The sequence below is a fragment of the Paenibacillus sp. S28 genome (assembly GCF_016624415.1).
Taxonomy (GTDB): domain Bacteria; phylum Bacillota; class Bacilli; order Paenibacillales; family Paenibacillaceae; genus Paenibacillus_AQ; species Paenibacillus_AQ favisporus.
In genome coordinates, this window is record NZ_JACVTM010000008.1 from 325,463 (window position 1) to 342,801 (window position 17,339).

A 17,339-nucleotide genomic window follows, 5' to 3' on the forward strand; every position below is an offset into this window, starting at 1 on the left:
AGCAGGATGAATGACGTGCATGATATCCGCGCCAAGGCAGGGGCGGTGACGTTCAGGTCTGACGACGATGCATTGAATGAGGGATTTGCCTGGGCAAAGCGTCAGGCATTGGCTTATGCCCATTTTGGTGGGGATGCCGTTGGATTATGGTATGAGGCGGCCCTGCCCGAAAGGGAAGCGTTCTGCATGCGGGACGTGATGCACCACAGCTCCGGTGCTGCTGCTCTGGGGCTCAGCCCCCATACGAAAAACATGATTAAACGTTTTGCCGAGAATATTGCGGCATCGCGGGATTGGTGCACCTTTTGGGAAATCACGAAAGATAATCTGCCTGCTGCGGTGGATTATGACAATGATCAGGACTTTTGGTATAACCTTCCCGCCAATTTCGACCTGATTGAAACGGCCTGGCGGCAGTTTTTGTGGACGGGCGACCGGGATTATATCGAGGATCCGGTGCTGTGCTATTTTTACAATGTAACCCTGACGGAGTATATTGACACGTGGGACAGGGACAGGGACGGCGTTTTGGAGTATTATCCCGAATACGGGCGTCGGGGACTGGCGACGTATAATGAAGCCGGCCAGCATCCTTTGGCGGGCGGCGATATGGTCGGCGTGCAAATTGCCGCCAACCGGGCCGCCGCACGCATGTCGGAGCTGACGGGGAACCCGCAGGCTTCCGAAACGTACGCGGCGAAAGCACACTCGCTTGAGCGGATGTATGGGAGCACATGGTGGAACGAGAACCAGCAGCGCTTTTACGGCATGATGCTGCAGGACCGCTCCTTCGCCGATCCGTACTGTGCAGAAGGCAATTTTCTCCCGCTGTACTATGGGGCTGTCACCCGCTCCGATCAGCTTCAAAAAGCGCTGCACGATTTGGACACAAACGGCGCTCCGAATGTGGAAGGTAAAACCTACCTTCCGGATATTTATTACCGGTACGGCCTTGCCCGGCAAGCATTCCGTGAACTGAAGGAATTGGTGAATCCTGCGCTCGAGCGCCGGGAATACCCGGAGGTTTCCTTCTGCGTCGTAGGTGCCGTTGCGACGGGCTTGATGGGAATCGCTGCTGACGGAACCGACGAGATTTCCACCCTGCCGCAGCTGGATGATTCGCTTGCTTGGGCGGAAATCGGGGAACTTCCGGTCCTTGGACGTACGATCCAGGTTCGGCATGAGCGGGGAGAAGAGACTTGCGTCACGCTTCAAGAAGGGCAGGACTTTACCTGGAAAGCGGCTTTTCAAGGAAACGCAGAGGCTTTTTATCACAATGGCGAACGGATCGCCCCGAGAACGGAAATCACCGCGGACGGCCGGGAAATCGCATTTGTTACCGTCCTGGTGAAACAGGGGGAGACCCACCGAATAACCTGCCGGACGTAGACCGGATCGTTGTGGCCCATCTATTAAAAACAACCCGGCCGGGAAACCCCAGCCGGGTTGTTGCAGATTATTCGTGTGCTGCTTACTTACTCGCCGGCCTTCGCCTGGCTTTTGGCCGCTTGCGGCACTTTCTCCCAGTCGGCCAGGAAGCGCTCGATCCCGCTGTCGGTCAGCGGATGCTTCCACAGGGACGGCAGCAGCGAGCCCGGAATGGTCGCGATGTGGGCGCCGGCGATGGCCGCGTCCTCCACATGCTTGATGTTGCGGATGCTGGCCGCGATGATTTCGGACGTCATGCCGTAGTTTTCGAGGATTTGCTTCAGCTCGCGAATCAGCTTCATGCCCTCGACCCCGATATCGTCCAGGCGTCCGACGAACGGGCTGACGTACGTAGCCCCGGCTTTGGCGGCCATCAGGCCCTGCGCGGCGGAAAAGATCAGCGTCACATTCGTTTTAATGCCCTTTTTGGTCAGCTCATGACATGCATACAAGCCGTCTTCGGTCATCGGCACCTTGATGACGACGTTAGGCGCCCATTCGGCAATCTCGTACGCTTCCTTCAGCATGTCCTCGGCTTTGGTGCCGATGACTTCGGCGCTGACCGGGCCGGAGACGATGCTGCAAATCTCCTGAATGACCTCTTTGAAATCCCGGCCTTCTTTGGCGATCAGGGAAGGGTTGGTCGTTACCCCGTCCACCAGTCCCAGGCGGGAGATTCGTTTGATTTCGTCGATGTTGCCCGTGTCCAGGAAAAACTTCATGTCACTACTTCCTCCTTCGGTTATGAAAAGATATGGCTATCGGTTAAAATAAAATTTATAATAGTGTGTATCATAACTGATTTATGACACAATAATTATTTAAACCATGCTGCCAGTGATATAACAATGAAATTGCAGCTTCAGGTGATTTTTCTCAAAGGAGAGGATTCCCATTCAACTAACTCCGAGACAGCTGGATATCGTGGAACTTGTGCGGGAGCATGCTCCCGTTACAGGCGATCAGATCGCTGAGATGATCGGCCTCAGCCGCCCGACCCTGCGCGCGGACCTGTCCCTGCTCACGATGCTGGGCTTGATCAGCGCCAAGCCGAAGGTGGGGTATTTTCCCGGAGATACGCCAAGCTCCCAAGGTGAGTTTGAACAAAGATTGCAGCAAATATACGTGAAGGATATATACAGTACTCCCGTGACCATATCCGAGCATGCGACGGCCTACGATGCCGTAGTGCAGCTGCTGTGCGAGAATACGGGCACGCTGATGGTGACCGGAGAGTCCGGTGAGCTGAAAGGGGTCGTCTCCCGCAAGGACGTGCTGAAGCTGACGATGGGGCATGCGGATTTGAGCACGATTCCCGTCGGTCTGGCGATGACCCGCCGGGCGCACATGGCGGCCCTGACGCCTGAGGAGACCGTGCTGGATGCGGCTGACAAGCTGGTGAAGCATCAGGTGAACTGCCTGCCGGTCGTTTCCGGCGAGGGAGACAGCATGATGGTCGGCCGGGTCACCAAAACGGATATTTTGCGCGTATTGATCGGTCTCGCGGGTAAAGGCGGTTCGCCGGCCCCGAATTAAAGGGTTTCTTGAACATATAACTACAAGACACAGCAACAAAAGCCGGCTGCTCCCATCCCGTATGGAATGAAAGCAGTCGGCTTTTGCCATTGGCCGTTACCGTCTTGGAAGCAGCCTTACGTATTCGTCCGACAGCTTCATCAGGTTCAAAATATAGTCGTAATCCTTTCGGTATTTCGAGAAGTCGGCGACAGGCTGCATCGTTTTCAGGGAGATGGCGGTGCCATCCTCAAAGCCTTTGCCCGGCACAAACAAAATGTCATTGTTGAAGAAGGAGCCTGTCGGCAGATAATACCGCATACCGACGACGTTCTTGTCGATGTTGAGCAGGTCGTGGCCAAATGCGGTAAAGTGCTTGTCCTTGAGCGAAATGCCCAGCAGGTTCGCCAGCGTCGGCATGATGTCGAGCTGACCGCCGACCTGTTCGACGACCTTGCCCTGTTTGCCAGGAATATGCATGATCAGCGGGATGTTGAAGCGGGTAATCCGCTGGTCATAGGTGATGCCGAGCGCCTGCTTGATGACCGCCGGATCGTTGTCCTGCGGCTGAAGCCCGAAATGGTCGCCGTAAATGACAAGCACGGTGTCGTCCCACATGCCTTTTGCTTTCAGACCGTCGATCAGGGTGCCGATTGCATAGTCGGTGTAATTCACAGCCGTCAGGTAGTCCCCCAACTGGGTTCCCTGAATGGAATCGGGGACCTTGATTTTTTTGCGGTCCTCCGGCACCTTGAACGGAAAATGGCTGGAAGCCGTGACGAACTGGGCGTAAAACGGCTTGCCCTGCTCATGCAGCTCGGACAGCTTGTCCAGACCGACCCGGTACAGCTCCTCGTCCGAAGCGCCAAAATCGTTGAAGTGATCGTTCTTGTACGACTTTTTGTCGTAATAATTCGTAAAGTTCAGCGCCGGGTAGAGCTGGTCCCGGTCCCAGAATTTCACGTCGTTAACGTGAAACGTATCGGCCGTGTAACCGAGCTGCTCGAGCAGACGCGGCATGCTCGGGAGCTCCCGGTCGCCGAAGCCGCTCGACATCGCAACGGTGCCGGTCGGGTAAATCGACGTATTGCTCATAAATTCGGCGTCCGACGTATTGCCTTGCCCGATCTGCTGGAAGACATGCGGAAAGTACAGGCCGCCGTCAGCCAGTTGGTTCAGCACGGGGGTCAGCTCCTGGCCGCCCGTCGACAAATGGATCGGGAAGTTCTGGAACGCCTCCATTTGAATGACGATGACGTTTTTGCCCTTGGCAGCTCCAAACATCGCCGGTTTGTCTTGTGCAGTCTCACCGGCGTACGGGTATGACTGCTCGGCCTGGCTGACCTTTTGCACGGTCTCGTCCAGATTGCCGGAGGCGATCAAGCTGTTCTCCTCGCTGGCGCGGATCCCGGCGGCAACCTGGTAATCCAGGAAGCCGAGATGCTCCGCCTGCATCAGCTCATTGGTGATGGAGCGGTCAGCATGAATGTACAGCACCGAGACGATCACGCCGATGACGCCGAGGGCTGCCGGCCAAATTTTACGAAGCCGTGTGCGCAGCGAAAACCGCAGCGGTACCCAGCGGCCGATCAGCCAGAAGAGAGCGACGATCACGACGTCGGCAAAAAATAAATAGTTCTCCGTTTCGATCGTTGACTGAACGCTTTCCTTGATCTGCAGCACCTGCTTCAGCTCGGACAGCGCCGTATAGGTCGGCACCGAATTGAAATGCTGAAAATACAGCGCCGACGCAAACATGAGAATCGAGAAAATGGCGTTAAAAATCCAATAGACCCATCCCTTCGCTTTCGCGGGGGTAATCAGCTCAATGATGCACAGCAGCACCAGCAGCGCAGCGGCGTCGGCGGTGATCCGGCTCCACAGAATATCATGGAAGAAAAAGTACCGGAGGAGCAGCAGCTTGAGCAGCAGGACGACGAAAACGGCGATAAAGGGCGTCTTCGGTCTGGAATAAGTGGAACGGAAGTCGATCATACCTGCTCCTTTCTGTTTCATTACAGTGTTCGTTGGTATTTACAAGTATAGTCATGTTAAACCCGATTTTACATTCCGCGAACACTAAATTAACACAAAAAGAGCGCGCTGTTAATCATTTTTGGTATTGCGGACCACAAATGCCATAAAAGAACACATGAATCATATCCTCTGTAAACGCTTCGGGATCCTCACTCTGATTGACCAGATCCAGCATTTTTTCGTACTGCTCCGTTATCATACCCACATATAGAAGCACCATTTGGACGGACACTTTCTCTGAAATTTCTCCCCGCTGCTTGCCCTTCTGCACAAAATGGGTGATCAAGGGTATGGCACGTTCCTCATACTGCTGCTGGATAAACCGGTTGATTTCCGGGTCGGCTTCGATCAGCTGCTTGAGCGCGGATGGGGTGAAGGGCAGCTTTAACCGGCTTTTTTGAAAAATAATGTATTCGATTTTTTCCTTCAGCGGCGCATCGCCCGTCAGCACGCTCTCATACTCCTCCATCAGCATGGCGACAAATTCCTTAAACACTTCGCGGAGCAGCGCTTCTTTGCTGCCAAAATAGTTGTATATGGTGACCTGCGACACTTCCGCCTTGGCTGCGATATCCTTGATACGGATTTGCCGGGGTTCCCATTCGCCCAGCATTTCCGATACCGTTTGTTTGATCTTTTGTTTAATCTGCACTGCCCGCTTCTCAAATCCATTCATTTCTTACGAACCATCCTAACTATTTTAAAATAGGTCATCGGGTTGATCGAATGAACGAAGAATATCGGCTCTCGCCGGTTCGATCTAATTAATGAAATTATAACACAATAATATTTCATAAAATGTATTGACGATGGAAAGCGGCAGGCGTATGATCCGATTATGAAATATCGGAACAAGAATATTTCATAAATTTAAATATGCATTGGAGGCGCTGGCATGCTGAGCGTTGAACATGTAACTAAAATTTTTCCGAACGGGAGAGGCATCCGGGACGTCACCTTTTCGGTCCGCCGCGGCGAGGTGTTCGGTTTCTTGGGACCGAATGGAGCCGGCAAATCGACGACGATCCGGCATATCATGGGCTTTTTGAAGCCGGATCAAGGCTCCGTAAAGGTATGCGGCTATGACACGTGGAAGGAACAGGGGCGGTTTCAAAAATATATCGGCTACCTTCCCGGCGAAATCGCGTTTATCGAGGGGATGACCGGCAAGGCGTTTCTGGATTTTATTGCAGGCATGCAGGGCGGCGTCGATCCGGCTTGGCGCGACGAGCTCATCCGCCGGCTGCAGTTTGACGTCCGGACGCCGATCCGAAAAATGTCCAAGGGAATGAAGCAGAAGGTCGGAATCGTTGCCGCCTTCATGCACCGGCCGGAGGTCATTATCCTGGATGAGCCGACGTCAGGGCTGGATCCGCTCATGCAAAAAGTGTTCATCGAGCTCGTGCTGGAAGAGAAGGCAAGGGGGACGACCTTCCTGATGTCCTCGCATAATTTTCCGGAAATCGAACGGACCTGCGACAGGGCGGCGATCATCAAGGACGGCGTGATTATTGCGGTCAAGGATATCCATGAGCTGCAGTCGATGCAGCGTAAGCTGTTCGAAGTGACGTTTGAGACGGAGCAGGAGCTGGACGATTTCATGAAATGCGGCCTGAAGATCGATTCCCGGGAAGGAAACCGCGTGCGGGTGGCCGTTCAAGGCGACGTGGACCGGTTTATCCGTGAAACCGCCCGCTTTCACGTCCGCAATATCGATGTGTTCACGCAGAACCTGGAGGACATTTTTATGGATTATTACGATCGGGAGGGTCAAACGCCATGAATATGCCGCTGTACAGACAAATGCTTGCGATTAACCTCAAAATGTTCATGAATTATGCCGTCGGATCGGCCTTTTATATATTGTTGATGTTTTGGATTTATCCGGGAATCGCCAAAAACAGCAGCAGCTTGAATTCGCTGATCGATGGGATGCCGGAGGGCTTGGGCAAGGCGTTCGGCCTGGAAAACGGCTTCGGCAGCATCGGCGCGTTTATATCCGGTGAGTATTACGGCCTGTTGTATCTGCTGATTCTGTCCATCTTCTGCATTCTGGTATCCACGCAGCTGATCGCCAAGCTTGTCGACCAGGGCTCGATGGCGTACCTGTTGTCGGCGCCCACCACCCGTACGAAGGTAGCTCTGACCCAGGCGGCCGTGCTGCTCTCCGGGCTGGTGCTGATTTGCGCGGTCACGACACTGGCCGGGTTTGCCGGGTACGCCTGGTTTATCGGGGATCTGGGGGATTTCGACGGCACCGGCTTTGTGCTGCTGAATGCAGGCGCCCTGCTGCTGTTCTTCTGCATCGGAGGCATTTCTTACTTGATTTCCGCCTGCTGCAATGACGAGAAGCGGGCGCTGACGCTTTCGGGCGTGATCACCATAGGATTTTTCAGCCTGAACCTGATCGGCAAAATTAGCGGACAGCTCAGCTGGATGCGGCATATTTCGGTTTTTTCCTTATTTGATCCCGGCGAGATCGTCGGCAAAACGGCGGATTGGCCGGTGTCCGTCGCGGTTCTGGCCGGCCTGGGGGCCGCTGCTTTCGCCGCCGGCATGATTATTTTCCGGAAAAGAAGCCTGCCGCTGTAAATCAAGCTATACTAGGGGGAGCAGGTACACCGATCAAGGAGGTCACGATGAAAGCACTCATATTGGCGGCTGGCTACGCCACGAGGCTATACCCGCTGACGAGGGATGTGCCCAAAGCCCTGCTCCCCCTCGGGCCCGGCACCATCCTCGACCATATCGTCCGTAAGGTGGAGCGGGTCAGCGGCATTTCGGAAATCGTACTGGTCAGCAACCACAGGTTTGCCTCCGCATTTCGGGCATGGGCCGAGTCGCGCGAATGTAGCGTACCGGTGCGCGTACTCGACGATGGTTCCACACATGAAGGGAACCGGCTCGGAGCGGTCGGCGACATGGCGTTTGCCGTAAAGGAAATGGGAATGGAAGAAGACCTTCTGGTCATGGCCGGGGACAACGTGTTTACGTTCGACCTGCAGGAGTATGTCGACTTTTATCACAAACGGCAGCGCGACTGCATCCTCGTGCAGCCGATGGAACGTACGGAGGAATTGCAGCGGGTTGGCGTCGTCCAGCTTGATGAGGGGGACACCGTCCTGTCTTTCGAGGAAAAGCCGGCGCATCCCCGGACGAATCTCGGCGTGCTCGCCGTGTACATTTACCGCAAAGACACACTGCCTCTCATCGGCGAATATCTGAATGAAGGGAATCAGCCGGATGCACCTGGATATTTCCCTGAGTGGCTGTGCCAGCGCAAGGAGATGGCTGCATACAGGGCACGGGGAACGAGTTATGACATCGGGACGCCGGAGGCTTACCGAGAGGTGACGGAGAACTATGCAGCTTTGTTTGGGAATTGAATATTTATGAGTTTACATGTATATTTATCCGTAAGATACTGAAGGAGCGATATACATGTATAAGTTTTTGGAGGAAATCACGATCAACACGTGGCCGGCCAAGTATTCCGCTCAGATGAACGGCTGGCTGGTCCGTTATGCGGACGGATACACGAAGCGGGCTAATTCCGTCAGTCCGATTTACCTGGACCCGGGCTGCGACGTGGAAGGCAGCATCGCCGCCGCCGAACAGTTTTACCGGGATGCCGGTCAGCAGGTCATTTTCAAGATGACTCCTTATGTTATGCCGTCCGATCTTGATGAATGTCTCGCCGGGCGGGGGTATGTTCAGGTGGATCTATCCAGCGTGCGGATTCTGGATCTTCAGCGAGAAACGGCACCGGCGGCTGACCCAGGGCTTCATGTCGTGTTCCGGGACCGGCTGGATACAGGCTGGCTCGAGCAGATGTCCCTCATGAACGGAATACCGGGCCACGGACAATCGGTCCTGGCGCACACGCTGGCCTCGACTCCGCTCAAGCAGGGATTTTTCCTGTTACAACAAGGGAGTGAGACGGTGGCCGCCGGGCTCGGCGTCATTCAAGAGGGATGGCTGGGCCTGTACGATATCGTGACACATCCTGATTTCCGGGAGCGGGGGTTTGGATTCCAGCTGATCCAGCGCATGCTGGCATGGGGCCGGGAGCAGGGCGCGCATTCGTCGTTTCTTCAGGTCGTTCAGGCCAATGAGGCGGCATGCCGGTTATACGACAAGCTGAATTATCGCAATGTTTACTCTTATTGGTACAGAGTGCTTAAATAATGGAATAAGGCGAATGTTTGTTCTTGTCTCAAATGCCATTCCCAGGTATCATAGAGTGGCATGGCCAGCGCCATGACAGATTGACTTGGGTTGGGAGAGATGAGGATGAACGACATGCCGGAGAAACTTGCGCCGATGTGCGAACTGATCGATGAGGTGAAGGCACTGGCGGATATTCCGGAAGATCAGTGGACGGGAGCGATTGCCGAAGGCAAGTGGTCGCCGCAGGAAATCATCGGGCACATCATGCTGTGGGACAAGCATTTCATGGAGCACGCGATCCGGCCGATGGCGGCCAAAGAACCGATGGATATGCCAAAGGTGGAGCTTGATGAATTCAACCGGGAAGCGGCCGCGTATGCGCGCAGCCAAGGACGCCAGGAGCTGATCGATCAGACGGTGCACTGGCGGGAGCAGATCATCGGAGAGCTGAAGCGGATACCGGAAGATGAGTATGCCACCGAATACAGTACCGGCAGCGGCAAGCTGTCCGTAGACGAGTATCTGGCCGATTTTTACTGGCATGACCGCCATCATATGAATCAGATCCACAATTACATAGCAAACGGGCACAAATAGAACAGCTCTCCTAACAAGAGGCCGTAACGAGGTGAAAACTTACTTCGGGCGGTCTTTTTTTTTAAGCAAGCAACCTATATCGGATAGGAAGAGGAGGAAAGTGATGAGCAGCCTCATGAATAGGGGAGGTCAAAAATAAAGCATGCGGTAACCCCTAAGCTCCGGGGAATTTCTTCGTGGCTGATCTGGCATGAAATCGGATGGCCGGACCGTAGACTAATAGAAAATCTATCTCTCTGAGCCCAAGGAGGTCTGGCATGAACAGAGAAGACCGGCTGGTAGCAAGCCCACATGGGGGGACGCCTGAATCCGTAAGCATTCGCGAGGCCGAGCCGGCGGAATGGGAGTGGTACCTGCGCATTTATGATAAACAGATGGCTGCAGGGTTCAAGCTGCCGCATCATACCGATTCATTTCTGCCTGCGGGTTTCATGCCTTATTGGTTGAAAAAAAACGGAAAGGTGATCGGCGGTGCTGCTCTTTCGGGCAGCGCGATCAGGGATTTGTTCACGATTCCACCCCATCAGGTGGATAACGGATTAATCCTTGCTGTCGTCGAGGCGATCCGGGAGACGGAAGCAGGAGGGGGAACGCGTACGATCCGGGCCTATGATGTTTTTGCCGATCAGGAAGATGCCTATATGCGAGCAGGCTTTTTCCCGGCACCTCATAGGCATCGCTGGATGCAGCGGCCAACGGCCGAATATGCCTCCCACGGAAACGGCGGATCAGCTTTTCAATCCGTAGAAATCCAACATGAGGGCGGAGAACGCAGGCTCGTGCTTGAACGGGAGATCGGTTTGTTTTTGTTCAAGCACGCATGGCACGAAGGGGGAAGCAAGATTGAGGACGCTTCATTTGCTGACGTGCTGTCCAAGCTCAGGATCGATGCTGCGCATATGACAGAGGAAACAGCGATGGCTTCAAGCCTGTTGTATGATACATCGACCCGCGCATTGATCGGGGTCTGTATCATTGGGATGTTGGCGGGCTGTCCCACGATTCAGGAGCTCACCGTCATGAAGGCTTACAGAGGCCGTGGGCTGGCGACCCAAATGGTGCAAAAAGCGCTGACGATGTTAAAAAAACAGGGGCTGCCGCTGCTGCGGATTCGTGCCATACATGGACATCCGCATGAGTCCTTGTGCTTTCAACTTGGCTTTATGCCTGGTCCTCTGTTTATATCGACCATGACCATGTATGGCTGAATGGGCCGCAACCAGCGCATCCGGAAGCAAAGCGTGGGGAACTGGGAAGATGCGTTCGGCATATTTTCCAAAACTTGATCGGGCCATCTGCTTTATCCTGCTACCGTAACTCATTGACGCTCACAGCATAATGATTTAGAATTTCTTTTCGAAAGGTTCATTTCAACATTTCAACATTTCAACATCAAGTTCGTGCAGCATCCGCTTTTAAACTCCGATTCGTTCGCGAGTGGCGAAATTTTAACGAAGACTTCGTAGTGTCATCGGTTTCGTTCGCCCCCTGTCCTAACCGACAGGGGGCTTTTGGTTGTTGCGCGGGTACTGGCATCAGGAGGTTATCCATTTGAACAAGCTCAAATACTCGCTGCTCATACTGATCGGTGCATGCAGCTACGGCGTGCTTTCCTCCATTATGAAGGTCGGCATGAAGGAAGGTTTTACAGTCAGCCAAATGCTTGGTGGCCAATATATTTTCGGTTGGTCATTGCTGCTGGTGCTGATGCTTATTTTTTCCCGGAAAAAGATTGCACCGAAGCAGTGGCTCGCATTGCTGGCGGTGGGAATTACCATGAGCGGCACGTCGGTTTTTTACGGCAAGGCCGTTGAGCGGCTGCCCGCATCGATTGCCGTTGTGCTGCTGTTCCAGTTCACATGGATCGGCGTATTAATGGAAGCCGCCGCGGATCGTCGCATTCCAAGCCGCAGCAAGATCATTTCGATCGTGATTTTGATCCTGGGGACCCTGCTCGCTGGAGGCGTCATCGGCGAAAGTACCGGACCGCTGGACACAAGAGGCGTCGTATACGGTCTGCTGTCCGCTTTTACGTTTGCGCTATATATGTTTGTCAGCGGACGCGTCGGAACGACGGTTCCTGCCTTTAATAAAAGCTTCTTCATGACCACGGGCTCGGGCGTCATCGTATTGTCCGTCTTCTCTCCCGCTTTTTTGTGGGATGGGGCTTTGGTGGCCGGGTTATGGAAATACGGTCTGATTCTTGGCATTCTAGGCATCTTGATCCCGGTGCTCTTTTTCGCGATCGGTATGCCGAAGGTGGGTTCCGGCACGGGGGCGATCCTGGGAGCTGCCGAATTGCCTGCGGCGGTCGTCGCTTCCGTCCTGCTGGTTCACGAGCATGTGAGCAGCCTGCAGTGGCTCGGGATCGTGCTTATTTTCATCGGCATCGCCATCCCGCAAATCCGCTTTTCAAGGAAGCAAAGCCCGCCGATATATGAACGACCGGAAAGCGCCGCACATCTTTAGCTTTTTGACGGGCTGCGAGATTAAGCATTACGGTACAGGGTAATGTAAACATGTAGACATCTCTTCTTATTTTAGCCTCGGCGCGTAGCCGCAGGCTGTTTTTTTTGTATAATGGAATCAGTAAGAAGGGGGTTGATTTGCAATTATTCATGCAATGACTGCATTTTCTGTTTAGGGTAATCAAAGAAAGCTTCGATTTCATTAAAAATATGGAGGTAATTTCTTATGATTATCAGACAAATGCATGTGAACGAGGCGGACAAGATCCGCCAAATCGACCGGTCCGAACAGATCGACCGGATTTACAAAATGAACGGCGGGCAGCTTGAAACCGTTCCGATGGGACATGAATGTCCGACCTGGGATGAGGAACACACGGATGAAATGGTCAACCGCTTCCGGTGTGAGCTGGAGCAGGGAGGCACGGCATACGGGGCGTTCGACGGCGAAGTGCTCGCCGGCTTTGGCGTGCTCGGACACCGGTTTAGAGGCCGCAACCAAGACCAGCTGCAGGTGGATCTGATGTATGTCAGCCGGCCATACCGGAGACAAGGGCTGGCTACCCGGATCATGAACGAGCTGAGCCGCGTGGCCAAGGAGCGCGGAGCGAGCTATTTATACATATCCTCGACGGAAACGGAATCGGCGGTCGGCTTCTACCGTGCCAACGGCGGAAACCTCACCGAGGAAGTGGATGAGGAGCTGTATCAGCAGGAGCCGGAAGACATTCATATGCTCAAGAAGCTGTAAGACAGAGGAAATAGAGGTGAACGGGCAGTGTTCGTGTATTTTGCATTCGGAATAGGGATTCTCATCATGATCGGGGCGGGCGTGCTCGCTTGGAAAAATTCCAAAATTATCGCAGAACAGAAGAAGCAGCCCGGCCCCAGACCGATTCACTACACCTATACGGTGCAGGTGACAAGCCGCTTAGATGAAGAGGAGAACAGCCGTTTCACCCCGATTTATCGAATTTCGTATGAGGATCCTCAAGGAACGATGTATGCGTACTTAAGCAGGGTAACCGGGGAAAGGGAGCTGAAGCTGTCCGAAGCAACCGGCATCATGGAGACTAAGCTGGCGGACGTGCTCGCGAAGGGCCGGCTCAAGGCGGCGTCTCCTGTCATGGAAGCGGTCATCGGCGAAGAGGAGAAGGAGGCTGTCGCCCGTTTGGACCACAAGTTAAACGCGTCAGGGGGGCTGGTCAGTGGATGACTTGACAAAGCGGCCGATTCGGGCGGTGTTGTTTGATTTCGACGGCACGCTGGCGGATACGCTGCCATTGTCTTTTTACGCGTTTCAGGAAGTATTCCGCAAGTATACCGCGAAGGAGTACAGCAACGAAGAGATCATGGCCTGGTTTGGACCGACAGAGGAAGGCATTATCAGCCAGGTTTTGAAATCTCACGAGTCACTGCCGGAAGCTATTGACGACTACTATCGGATCTACGACGCATATCACGACCGGATGCTCACGCTTTCGGAAGAAATCCGCGGCATGCTGAACCGGCTGCGGGACATGTCCATTCCGATGGGCATCATCACAGGCAAAAGTCGCAGGTCGCTCGACATTTCCTCAGCGAAGCTCGCTATGGGGTCTTATTTCACCGTAGGCTTTGCCGGGGATGAGCTTACCCGTCCCAAGCCGGATCGGGAGGGCCTCGATAGGGCGATGGCCCTGCTCGGCGTAATGCCGGAAGATACGCTGTTTATCGGGGACAGCAACGCTGATATGGCAGCCGGGCGGGCGGCAGGCACCCGGATCGGCGGTGCAATGTGGTTTGAAACGATTCAGAGCAGCAATCTTCTTCCCGTTCCCGATTATCGGTTCACCTCGCCGCTTCAAGTGACGGAGCTGATCGGCAGGTTAAATCAGGGCAAAGGATAAACAAGAGGCGAAGGAGGGAAGGCGAATGCACGTCGTTCAATTTCAGGATCCGGAAGCATTTTTGGAGCATACGGAGCCGGTGCTGCTTGAGAATGAACTGCTGAACAATCTTCCGCTTGGCATTCTGTACCGGTTGGTAGACACGATGAAAGAAGAAGGCGGCATTCCGCGGCATGGGGAGGGAAGCAGCCGGCTGTTTCTGGCGACGGTTCAGAACGGAGAGCAGCCCCTGCTCATACTCATCCAGACGCTGTCGCATCTGATTCTGTACGCAAGCGATGAAGTCGGCGGCCCGGAACAGCTTCGGACTTGCTGCTGCGAGGCGGTGGACTATATCATCCGTCAGGGTGAGGTATCCCAAATCCCCAGCATTATCGGGTTAACGTCAACCGCTGAAATGTTTGCGGAGGTGTGGCGCGACAAGACCGGCATTTCCTACCATGTCGGAATGAATCAGCGGATATACCGCTGCACGAAAGTAAACCCTATTTCCGAAAGCGGGGGGCACTTGAGGGAAGCTGGGCCAGATGATCTGCCGCTCCTTACAAGGTGGGTGCTGGACTTCAGCCGCGAAGCGCTGGAGCCGATCCCGCAGGAAGACGCGGAGCGGATTGCCCGAAGGGGAGTCACCTTGTCTTCCCTCTATATTTGGGATGATGGGGGACCGGTCTCCATGGTCCAAAAATCGCGCCCGACCCGACGCGGAATCGTGGTCACGCTGGTTTACACGCCTCCCGAGCTGCGCGGCAGGGGTTATGCAAGCTTATCCGTAGCCGAACTGACCCGGCGGCTCCTAAGCAGTGATTACGAGTTCACCTGCCTGTACACGGATCTCAGCAATCCGGTGTCCAACCATATTTACATGAATATCGGCTACGAGCCGGCGGCGGATTCCATCGTGTATGTATTCGACCGGACGGGCGATTAGTTACATATGATAGCTCCCTGTGGGTTCGTTTAAGACCCATTCCAGCATGGTCAGCATGTCTTCGACGCGGAGCAGCTGGGCAGACATCGAGGCGTGGACCGGCGTGTCTGGTTCAGCCGATTCGATGCGGGAGAGCAGCGACTTTTTTTGCATCAGCAGTTCGTTCATTTTGGATTTAATCTGGTTTTCGGTTCTCATTGATAACCCTCCATGTGCAGTTGTTACGGTACCATGATGATTATACCAGTCTTGAAGGGCAGGTCCATAACCGAATCGGCCCATCCACTATACCAAGGAGATGATGAGGAATATGAATCTGAAGAAAATGGCTGCGGAAAAAGCGGTTGAATACGTTGAGGACGGCATGCGTGTCGGTCTGGGGACAGGCTCCACCGCTTACTGGGCGATCAAGAGAATCGGTGAACGCGTCAGGGAAGGGATGACGATACAGGCCGTGGCGACTTCCAAGGCTTCGGAGAAGCTGGCGGCCGAGGAAGGGATTCCGCTGTTGCCTTTTCACCAATTGGACGGGCTGGACCTGACTATTGACGGTGCAGACGAAGTCAATCCGGAACTGAGCCTGATTAAAGGCGGGGGCGGAGCGCTGCTGCGGGAAAAAATCGTTGCTTACCACAGCAAGCAGCTGATCATTATTGCCGATGAGCACAAAGTAGTGAATACGCTGGGCGCATTTCCCCTCCCGGTGGAGATCATCCCGTTTGCGCATGAATGGACGCTGGCATCGCTGGAGAAGCTCGGATGCAGCCCGCAGCTGCGCACCGATAACGACCAGTTGTACGTCACCGACAACGGAAACTATATCGCCGATTGCCGCTTCGGGGAGATTGCCGACCCTGCGAAGCTGCATCAGCAGCTGTTATACATTCCGGGCGTGGTGGACAACGGGTTGTTCATTGGAATGGCGGACCGGGCGGTCATCGCCGGCAGCGACGGAACGGTTAAAATCATGGAGCGTCCGTTAAACCGGTAGGTCAAGCGCATTTCATGAAACAACTGGTATTGTCCGCTGCATGGCGAAATCTGCTGACCGTGTTGATCGTCGTTTATACGCTTCTTCTCCTCTATTGGATGTTCCTGGGGTTCGGACGGAGCCCGGGTTCATCCTTTCATTATAATGTGATTCCTTTGCGGACGATCCGGCTGTACATACAGTATGGCTGGACCATGTCCCCGAAAATATGGATCATCAATTTGTTCGGCAATATGGCGGTGTTCGTCCCTTTCGGCCTCCTGCTGCCGCTGCTGATCCAGAAGCTGCAGTCGTGGCTTGTGCTTACGGCCGTCTTCGTTTCGTCCATCCTGGTCGTGGAATGGGCGCAGATGCTGCTGCGGGTCGGCAGCTTTGACGTGGATGACGTGATCCTGAATACGGCGGGCGTGTGGATCGGATGGTTGATCTCCAGCATTTGGCGGGAACGGATAGGCATAAAAAGAGGAACAAAGGTTTGACATCATCGCGTCTTTCGATTATCTTAGCATTAAGATAGCGCGTTTGGAGGTTTTTACATGGCTGGTAAAACTAGCAACGATGAATTGTCCCTGGATTTATTTATTGTCCTTGCCCGCGCCTATAATTCAGTAGTTGCCCACTCCATTCGTGATATTCAAAGCCACGGTTTGAATTCAACGGAATTTGGAGTCCTGGATCTGCTGTATCACAAAGGGCCCCAACCACTGCAAAAAATCGGGGAGAAGGTATTGATATCCAGCGGGAACATTACGTACGTGGCGGATAAGCTGCAGAAAAAGAATCTGCTTGTCCGCAAGGCGTCGCCGGACGACCGGCGGGTCATATTTGCAGATCTGACGGATGAGGGGAGAGCATTCTTCCAGAGTATTTTTCCTCAGCATCAGCAGGTTCTGGTCCGCGCGGTGGAAGATTTGGACAGCGAAGAGAAGATGCAGGCGATTCAGCTTCTGCGCAAGCTCGGATTGTCGGCAGAGCGGAAATTCAAGGAGAGTGGGGCTATATGAACGGACAGCTTCGCGCAAACATCAGGCCCGGACTCGAGGTCGATATCGTACTGAAGCAGGACCAGCGTACAGGCAAAAGGACACGCGGCATCGTGAAGGATATCCTGACCAATTCCGCCCAGCATCCGCACGGCATTAAGGTCAGGCTGACGGACGGGCAGGTCGGTCGGGTGCAGGAAATCATCACGCCATAAAGAGTTAGGAACGGAACAATCTTGGCAGTCGTGCTGAAGCATGAAAAACAGCCGCTGCCCGCCGGAATGAACTGTGACCCGGATTGTGGACGGTTTAAAAGAAACAGCCCTAAGCCTA

Annotated in this window: 21 protein-coding genes; 17 read left to right on the plus strand and 4 right to left on the minus strand. The window is 54.1% G+C overall.

Annotated elements, in window-relative coordinates:
• Window positions 1-6 precede the first annotated feature (6 nt).
• On the plus strand, window positions 7-1,389 hold the full coding sequence (locus tag IAE55_RS20735; RefSeq protein WP_200633781.1) for an MGH1-like glycoside hydrolase domain-containing protein: 1,383 nt from the start codon (window positions 7-9) through the stop codon (window positions 1,387-1,389).
• 86 nt (window positions 1,390-1,475) lie between these two features.
• Here IAE55_RS20735 and fsa read toward each other — a convergent pair whose 3' ends face one another.
• Window positions 1,476-2,150: a fructose-6-phosphate aldolase gene (gene fsa / locus IAE55_RS20740; RefSeq protein ID WP_076168422.1), complete on the minus strand. Its 675-nt coding sequence runs from the start codon at window positions 2,148-2,150 to the stop codon at window positions 1,476-1,478.
• 166 nt (window positions 2,151-2,316) lie between these two features.
• Between fsa and IAE55_RS20745 the strand changes: the two genes are divergently transcribed.
• The gene (locus IAE55_RS20745) at window positions 2,317-2,964 is read left to right on the plus strand and encodes a CBS domain-containing protein (RefSeq protein ID WP_105443707.1); all 648 of its coding nucleotides are present in this window, start codon (window positions 2,317-2,319) and stop codon (window positions 2,962-2,964) included.
• A 96-nt stretch (window positions 2,965-3,060) separates the two neighbouring features.
• Here IAE55_RS20745 and IAE55_RS20750 read toward each other — a convergent pair whose 3' ends face one another.
• Entirely contained in the window at window positions 3,061-4,938 is a 1,878-nt protein-coding gene (locus IAE55_RS20750) for an LTA synthase family protein (RefSeq protein ID WP_200633782.1), read from the minus strand.
• A gap of 115 nt (window positions 4,939-5,053) precedes the next feature.
• Entirely contained in the window at window positions 5,054-5,656 is a 603-nt protein-coding gene (locus IAE55_RS20755; protein ID WP_105443705.1) for a TetR/AcrR family transcriptional regulator, read from the minus strand.
• Window positions 5,657-5,875: 219 nt separating this feature from the next.
• Here IAE55_RS20755 and IAE55_RS20760 point away from each other — a divergent pair, with 219 nt between their 5' ends.
• The 11 genes from IAE55_RS20760 (at window position 5,876) to IAE55_RS20810 (ending at window position 15,032) form a co-directional block, all read left to right on the plus strand.
• The gene (locus IAE55_RS20760) at window positions 5,876-6,763 is read left to right on the plus strand and encodes an ABC transporter ATP-binding protein (protein ID WP_145156702.1); all 888 of its coding nucleotides are present in this window, start codon (window positions 5,876-5,878) and stop codon (window positions 6,761-6,763) included.
• Window positions 6,760-7,572: an ABC transporter permease subunit gene (locus tag IAE55_RS20765; protein WP_200633783.1), complete on the plus strand. Its 813-nt coding sequence runs from the start codon at window positions 6,760-6,762 to the stop codon at window positions 7,570-7,572. Before IAE55_RS20760 ends, IAE55_RS20765 begins: the two co-directional genes overlap by 4 nt.
• A gap of 47 nt (window positions 7,573-7,619) precedes the next feature.
• A complete protein-coding gene (locus tag IAE55_RS20770) occupies window positions 7,620-8,366 on the plus strand; it encodes a nucleotidyltransferase family protein (protein WP_200633784.1) in 747 nt (248 codons plus the stop codon).
• A gap of 55 nt (window positions 8,367-8,421) precedes the next feature.
• Window positions 8,422-9,168 carry a GNAT family N-acetyltransferase gene (locus IAE55_RS20775; RefSeq protein ID WP_200633785.1) on the plus strand — a complete coding sequence of 249 codons (747 nt, stop codon included), beginning with the start codon at window positions 8,422-8,424 and terminating at the stop codon, window positions 9,166-9,168.
• 105 nt (window positions 9,169-9,273) lie between these two features.
• Complete coding sequence (locus IAE55_RS20780; RefSeq protein WP_200633786.1) at window positions 9,274-9,747, plus strand: DinB family protein; 474 nt, start codon at window positions 9,274-9,276, stop codon at window positions 9,745-9,747.
• A gap of 257 nt (window positions 9,748-10,004) precedes the next feature.
• On the plus strand, window positions 10,005-10,955 hold the full coding sequence (locus tag IAE55_RS20785; protein WP_200633787.1) for a GNAT family N-acetyltransferase: 951 nt from the start codon (window positions 10,005-10,007) through the stop codon (window positions 10,953-10,955).
• A 343-nt stretch (window positions 10,956-11,298) separates the two neighbouring features.
• The gene (locus IAE55_RS20790) at window positions 11,299-12,216 is read left to right on the plus strand and encodes an EamA family transporter (protein WP_116231773.1); all 918 of its coding nucleotides are present in this window, start codon (window positions 11,299-11,301) and stop codon (window positions 12,214-12,216) included.
• A 225-nt stretch (window positions 12,217-12,441) separates the two neighbouring features.
• The gene (locus tag IAE55_RS20795; RefSeq protein WP_116231303.1) at window positions 12,442-12,966 is read left to right on the plus strand and encodes a GNAT family N-acetyltransferase; all 525 of its coding nucleotides are present in this window, start codon (window positions 12,442-12,444) and stop codon (window positions 12,964-12,966) included.
• Between the two features lie 27 nt (window positions 12,967-12,993).
• Window positions 12,994-13,431 carry a hypothetical protein gene (locus IAE55_RS20800; protein ID WP_200633788.1) on the plus strand — a complete coding sequence of 146 codons (438 nt, stop codon included), beginning with the start codon at window positions 12,994-12,996 and terminating at the stop codon, window positions 13,429-13,431.
• Complete coding sequence (locus tag IAE55_RS20805) at window positions 13,424-14,104, plus strand: HAD family hydrolase (protein WP_200633789.1); 681 nt, start codon at window positions 13,424-13,426, stop codon at window positions 14,102-14,104. Before IAE55_RS20800 ends, IAE55_RS20805 begins: the two co-directional genes overlap by 8 nt.
• 25 nt (window positions 14,105-14,129) lie before the next feature.
• The gene (locus tag IAE55_RS20810) at window positions 14,130-15,032 is read left to right on the plus strand and encodes a GNAT family N-acetyltransferase (protein WP_200633790.1); all 903 of its coding nucleotides are present in this window, start codon (window positions 14,130-14,132) and stop codon (window positions 15,030-15,032) included.
• On the opposite strand, the gene IAE55_RS20815 is transcribed toward IAE55_RS20810, so the two are convergent.
• Window positions 15,033-15,230 carry a hypothetical protein gene (locus tag IAE55_RS20815; RefSeq protein WP_145156710.1) on the minus strand — a complete coding sequence of 66 codons (198 nt, stop codon included), beginning with the start codon at window positions 15,228-15,230 and terminating at the stop codon, window positions 15,033-15,035.
• Between the two features lie 112 nt (window positions 15,231-15,342).
• On the opposite strand from IAE55_RS20815, the gene rpiA reads away from it, so the two are divergent.
• Genes rpiA through IAE55_RS20835 form a run of 4 tightly spaced genes read left to right on the plus strand, consistent with a single transcriptional unit; the run spans window position 15,343 to window position 17,221 of the window.
• Window positions 15,343-16,023, plus strand: a complete 681-nt coding sequence (rpiA, locus tag IAE55_RS20820; protein ID WP_186381830.1) for a ribose-5-phosphate isomerase RpiA — start codon at window positions 15,343-15,345, stop codon at window positions 16,021-16,023.
• Window positions 16,024-16,037: 14 nt separating this feature from the next.
• On the plus strand, window positions 16,038-16,502 hold the full coding sequence (locus tag IAE55_RS20825) for a VanZ family protein (RefSeq protein WP_145156712.1): 465 nt from the start codon (window positions 16,038-16,040) through the stop codon (window positions 16,500-16,502).
• A 57-nt stretch (window positions 16,503-16,559) separates the two neighbouring features.
• The gene (locus tag IAE55_RS20830; RefSeq protein ID WP_076168391.1) at window positions 16,560-17,027 is read left to right on the plus strand and encodes a MarR family winged helix-turn-helix transcriptional regulator; all 468 of its coding nucleotides are present in this window, start codon (window positions 16,560-16,562) and stop codon (window positions 17,025-17,027) included.
• Window positions 17,024-17,221 (plus strand): YwbE family protein, encoded by a 198-nt coding sequence (locus IAE55_RS20835; RefSeq protein WP_076168389.1) that lies wholly within the window; start codon window positions 17,024-17,026, stop codon window positions 17,219-17,221. The genes IAE55_RS20830 and IAE55_RS20835 overlap by 4 nt, the downstream gene beginning before the upstream one ends.
• The last annotated feature ends 118 nt before the right edge of the window (window positions 17,222-17,339 follow it).

Coding starts and splice junctions, on each gene's coding strand:
- IAE55_RS20735 (WP_200633781.1), top strand. CDS start 7: ATGAATGACGTGCATGATATCCGCGCCAAGGCAGGGGCGGTGACGTTC.
- fsa (WP_076168422.1), bottom strand. CDS start 2,150: ATGAAGTTTTTCCTGGACACGGGCAACATCGACGAAATCAAACGAATC.
- IAE55_RS20750 (WP_200633782.1), bottom strand. CDS start 4,938: ATGATCGACTTCCGTTCCACTTATTCCAGACCGAAGACGCCCTTTATC.
- IAE55_RS20755 (WP_105443705.1), bottom strand. CDS start 5,656: ATGAATGGATTTGAGAAGCGGGCAGTGCAGATTAAACAAAAGATCAAA.
- IAE55_RS20760 (WP_145156702.1), top strand. CDS start 5,876: ATGCTGAGCGTTGAACATGTAACTAAAATTTTTCCGAACGGGAGAGGC.
- IAE55_RS20765 (WP_200633783.1), top strand. CDS start 6,760: ATGAATATGCCGCTGTACAGACAAATGCTTGCGATTAACCTCAAAATG.
- IAE55_RS20770 (WP_200633784.1), top strand. CDS start 7,620: ATGAAAGCACTCATATTGGCGGCTGGCTACGCCACGAGGCTATACCCG.
- IAE55_RS20775 (WP_200633785.1), top strand. CDS start 8,422: ATGTATAAGTTTTTGGAGGAAATCACGATCAACACGTGGCCGGCCAAG.
- IAE55_RS20780 (WP_200633786.1), top strand. CDS start 9,274: ATGAACGACATGCCGGAGAAACTTGCGCCGATGTGCGAACTGATCGAT.
- IAE55_RS20785 (WP_200633787.1), top strand. CDS start 10,005: ATGAACAGAGAAGACCGGCTGGTAGCAAGCCCACATGGGGGGACGCCT.
- IAE55_RS20795 (WP_116231303.1), top strand. CDS start 12,442: ATGATTATCAGACAAATGCATGTGAACGAGGCGGACAAGATCCGCCAA.
- IAE55_RS20810 (WP_200633790.1), top strand. CDS start 14,130: ATGCACGTCGTTCAATTTCAGGATCCGGAAGCATTTTTGGAGCATACG.
- IAE55_RS20815 (WP_145156710.1), bottom strand. CDS start 15,230: ATGAGAACCGAAAACCAGATTAAATCCAAAATGAACGAACTGCTGATG.
- rpiA (WP_186381830.1), top strand. CDS start 15,343: ATGAATCTGAAGAAAATGGCTGCGGAAAAAGCGGTTGAATACGTTGAG.
- IAE55_RS20825 (WP_145156712.1), top strand. CDS start 16,038: ATGAAACAACTGGTATTGTCCGCTGCATGGCGAAATCTGCTGACCGTG.
- IAE55_RS20830 (WP_076168391.1), top strand. CDS start 16,560: ATGGCTGGTAAAACTAGCAACGATGAATTGTCCCTGGATTTATTTATT.
- IAE55_RS20835 (WP_076168389.1), top strand. CDS start 17,024: ATGAACGGACAGCTTCGCGCAAACATCAGGCCCGGACTCGAGGTCGAT.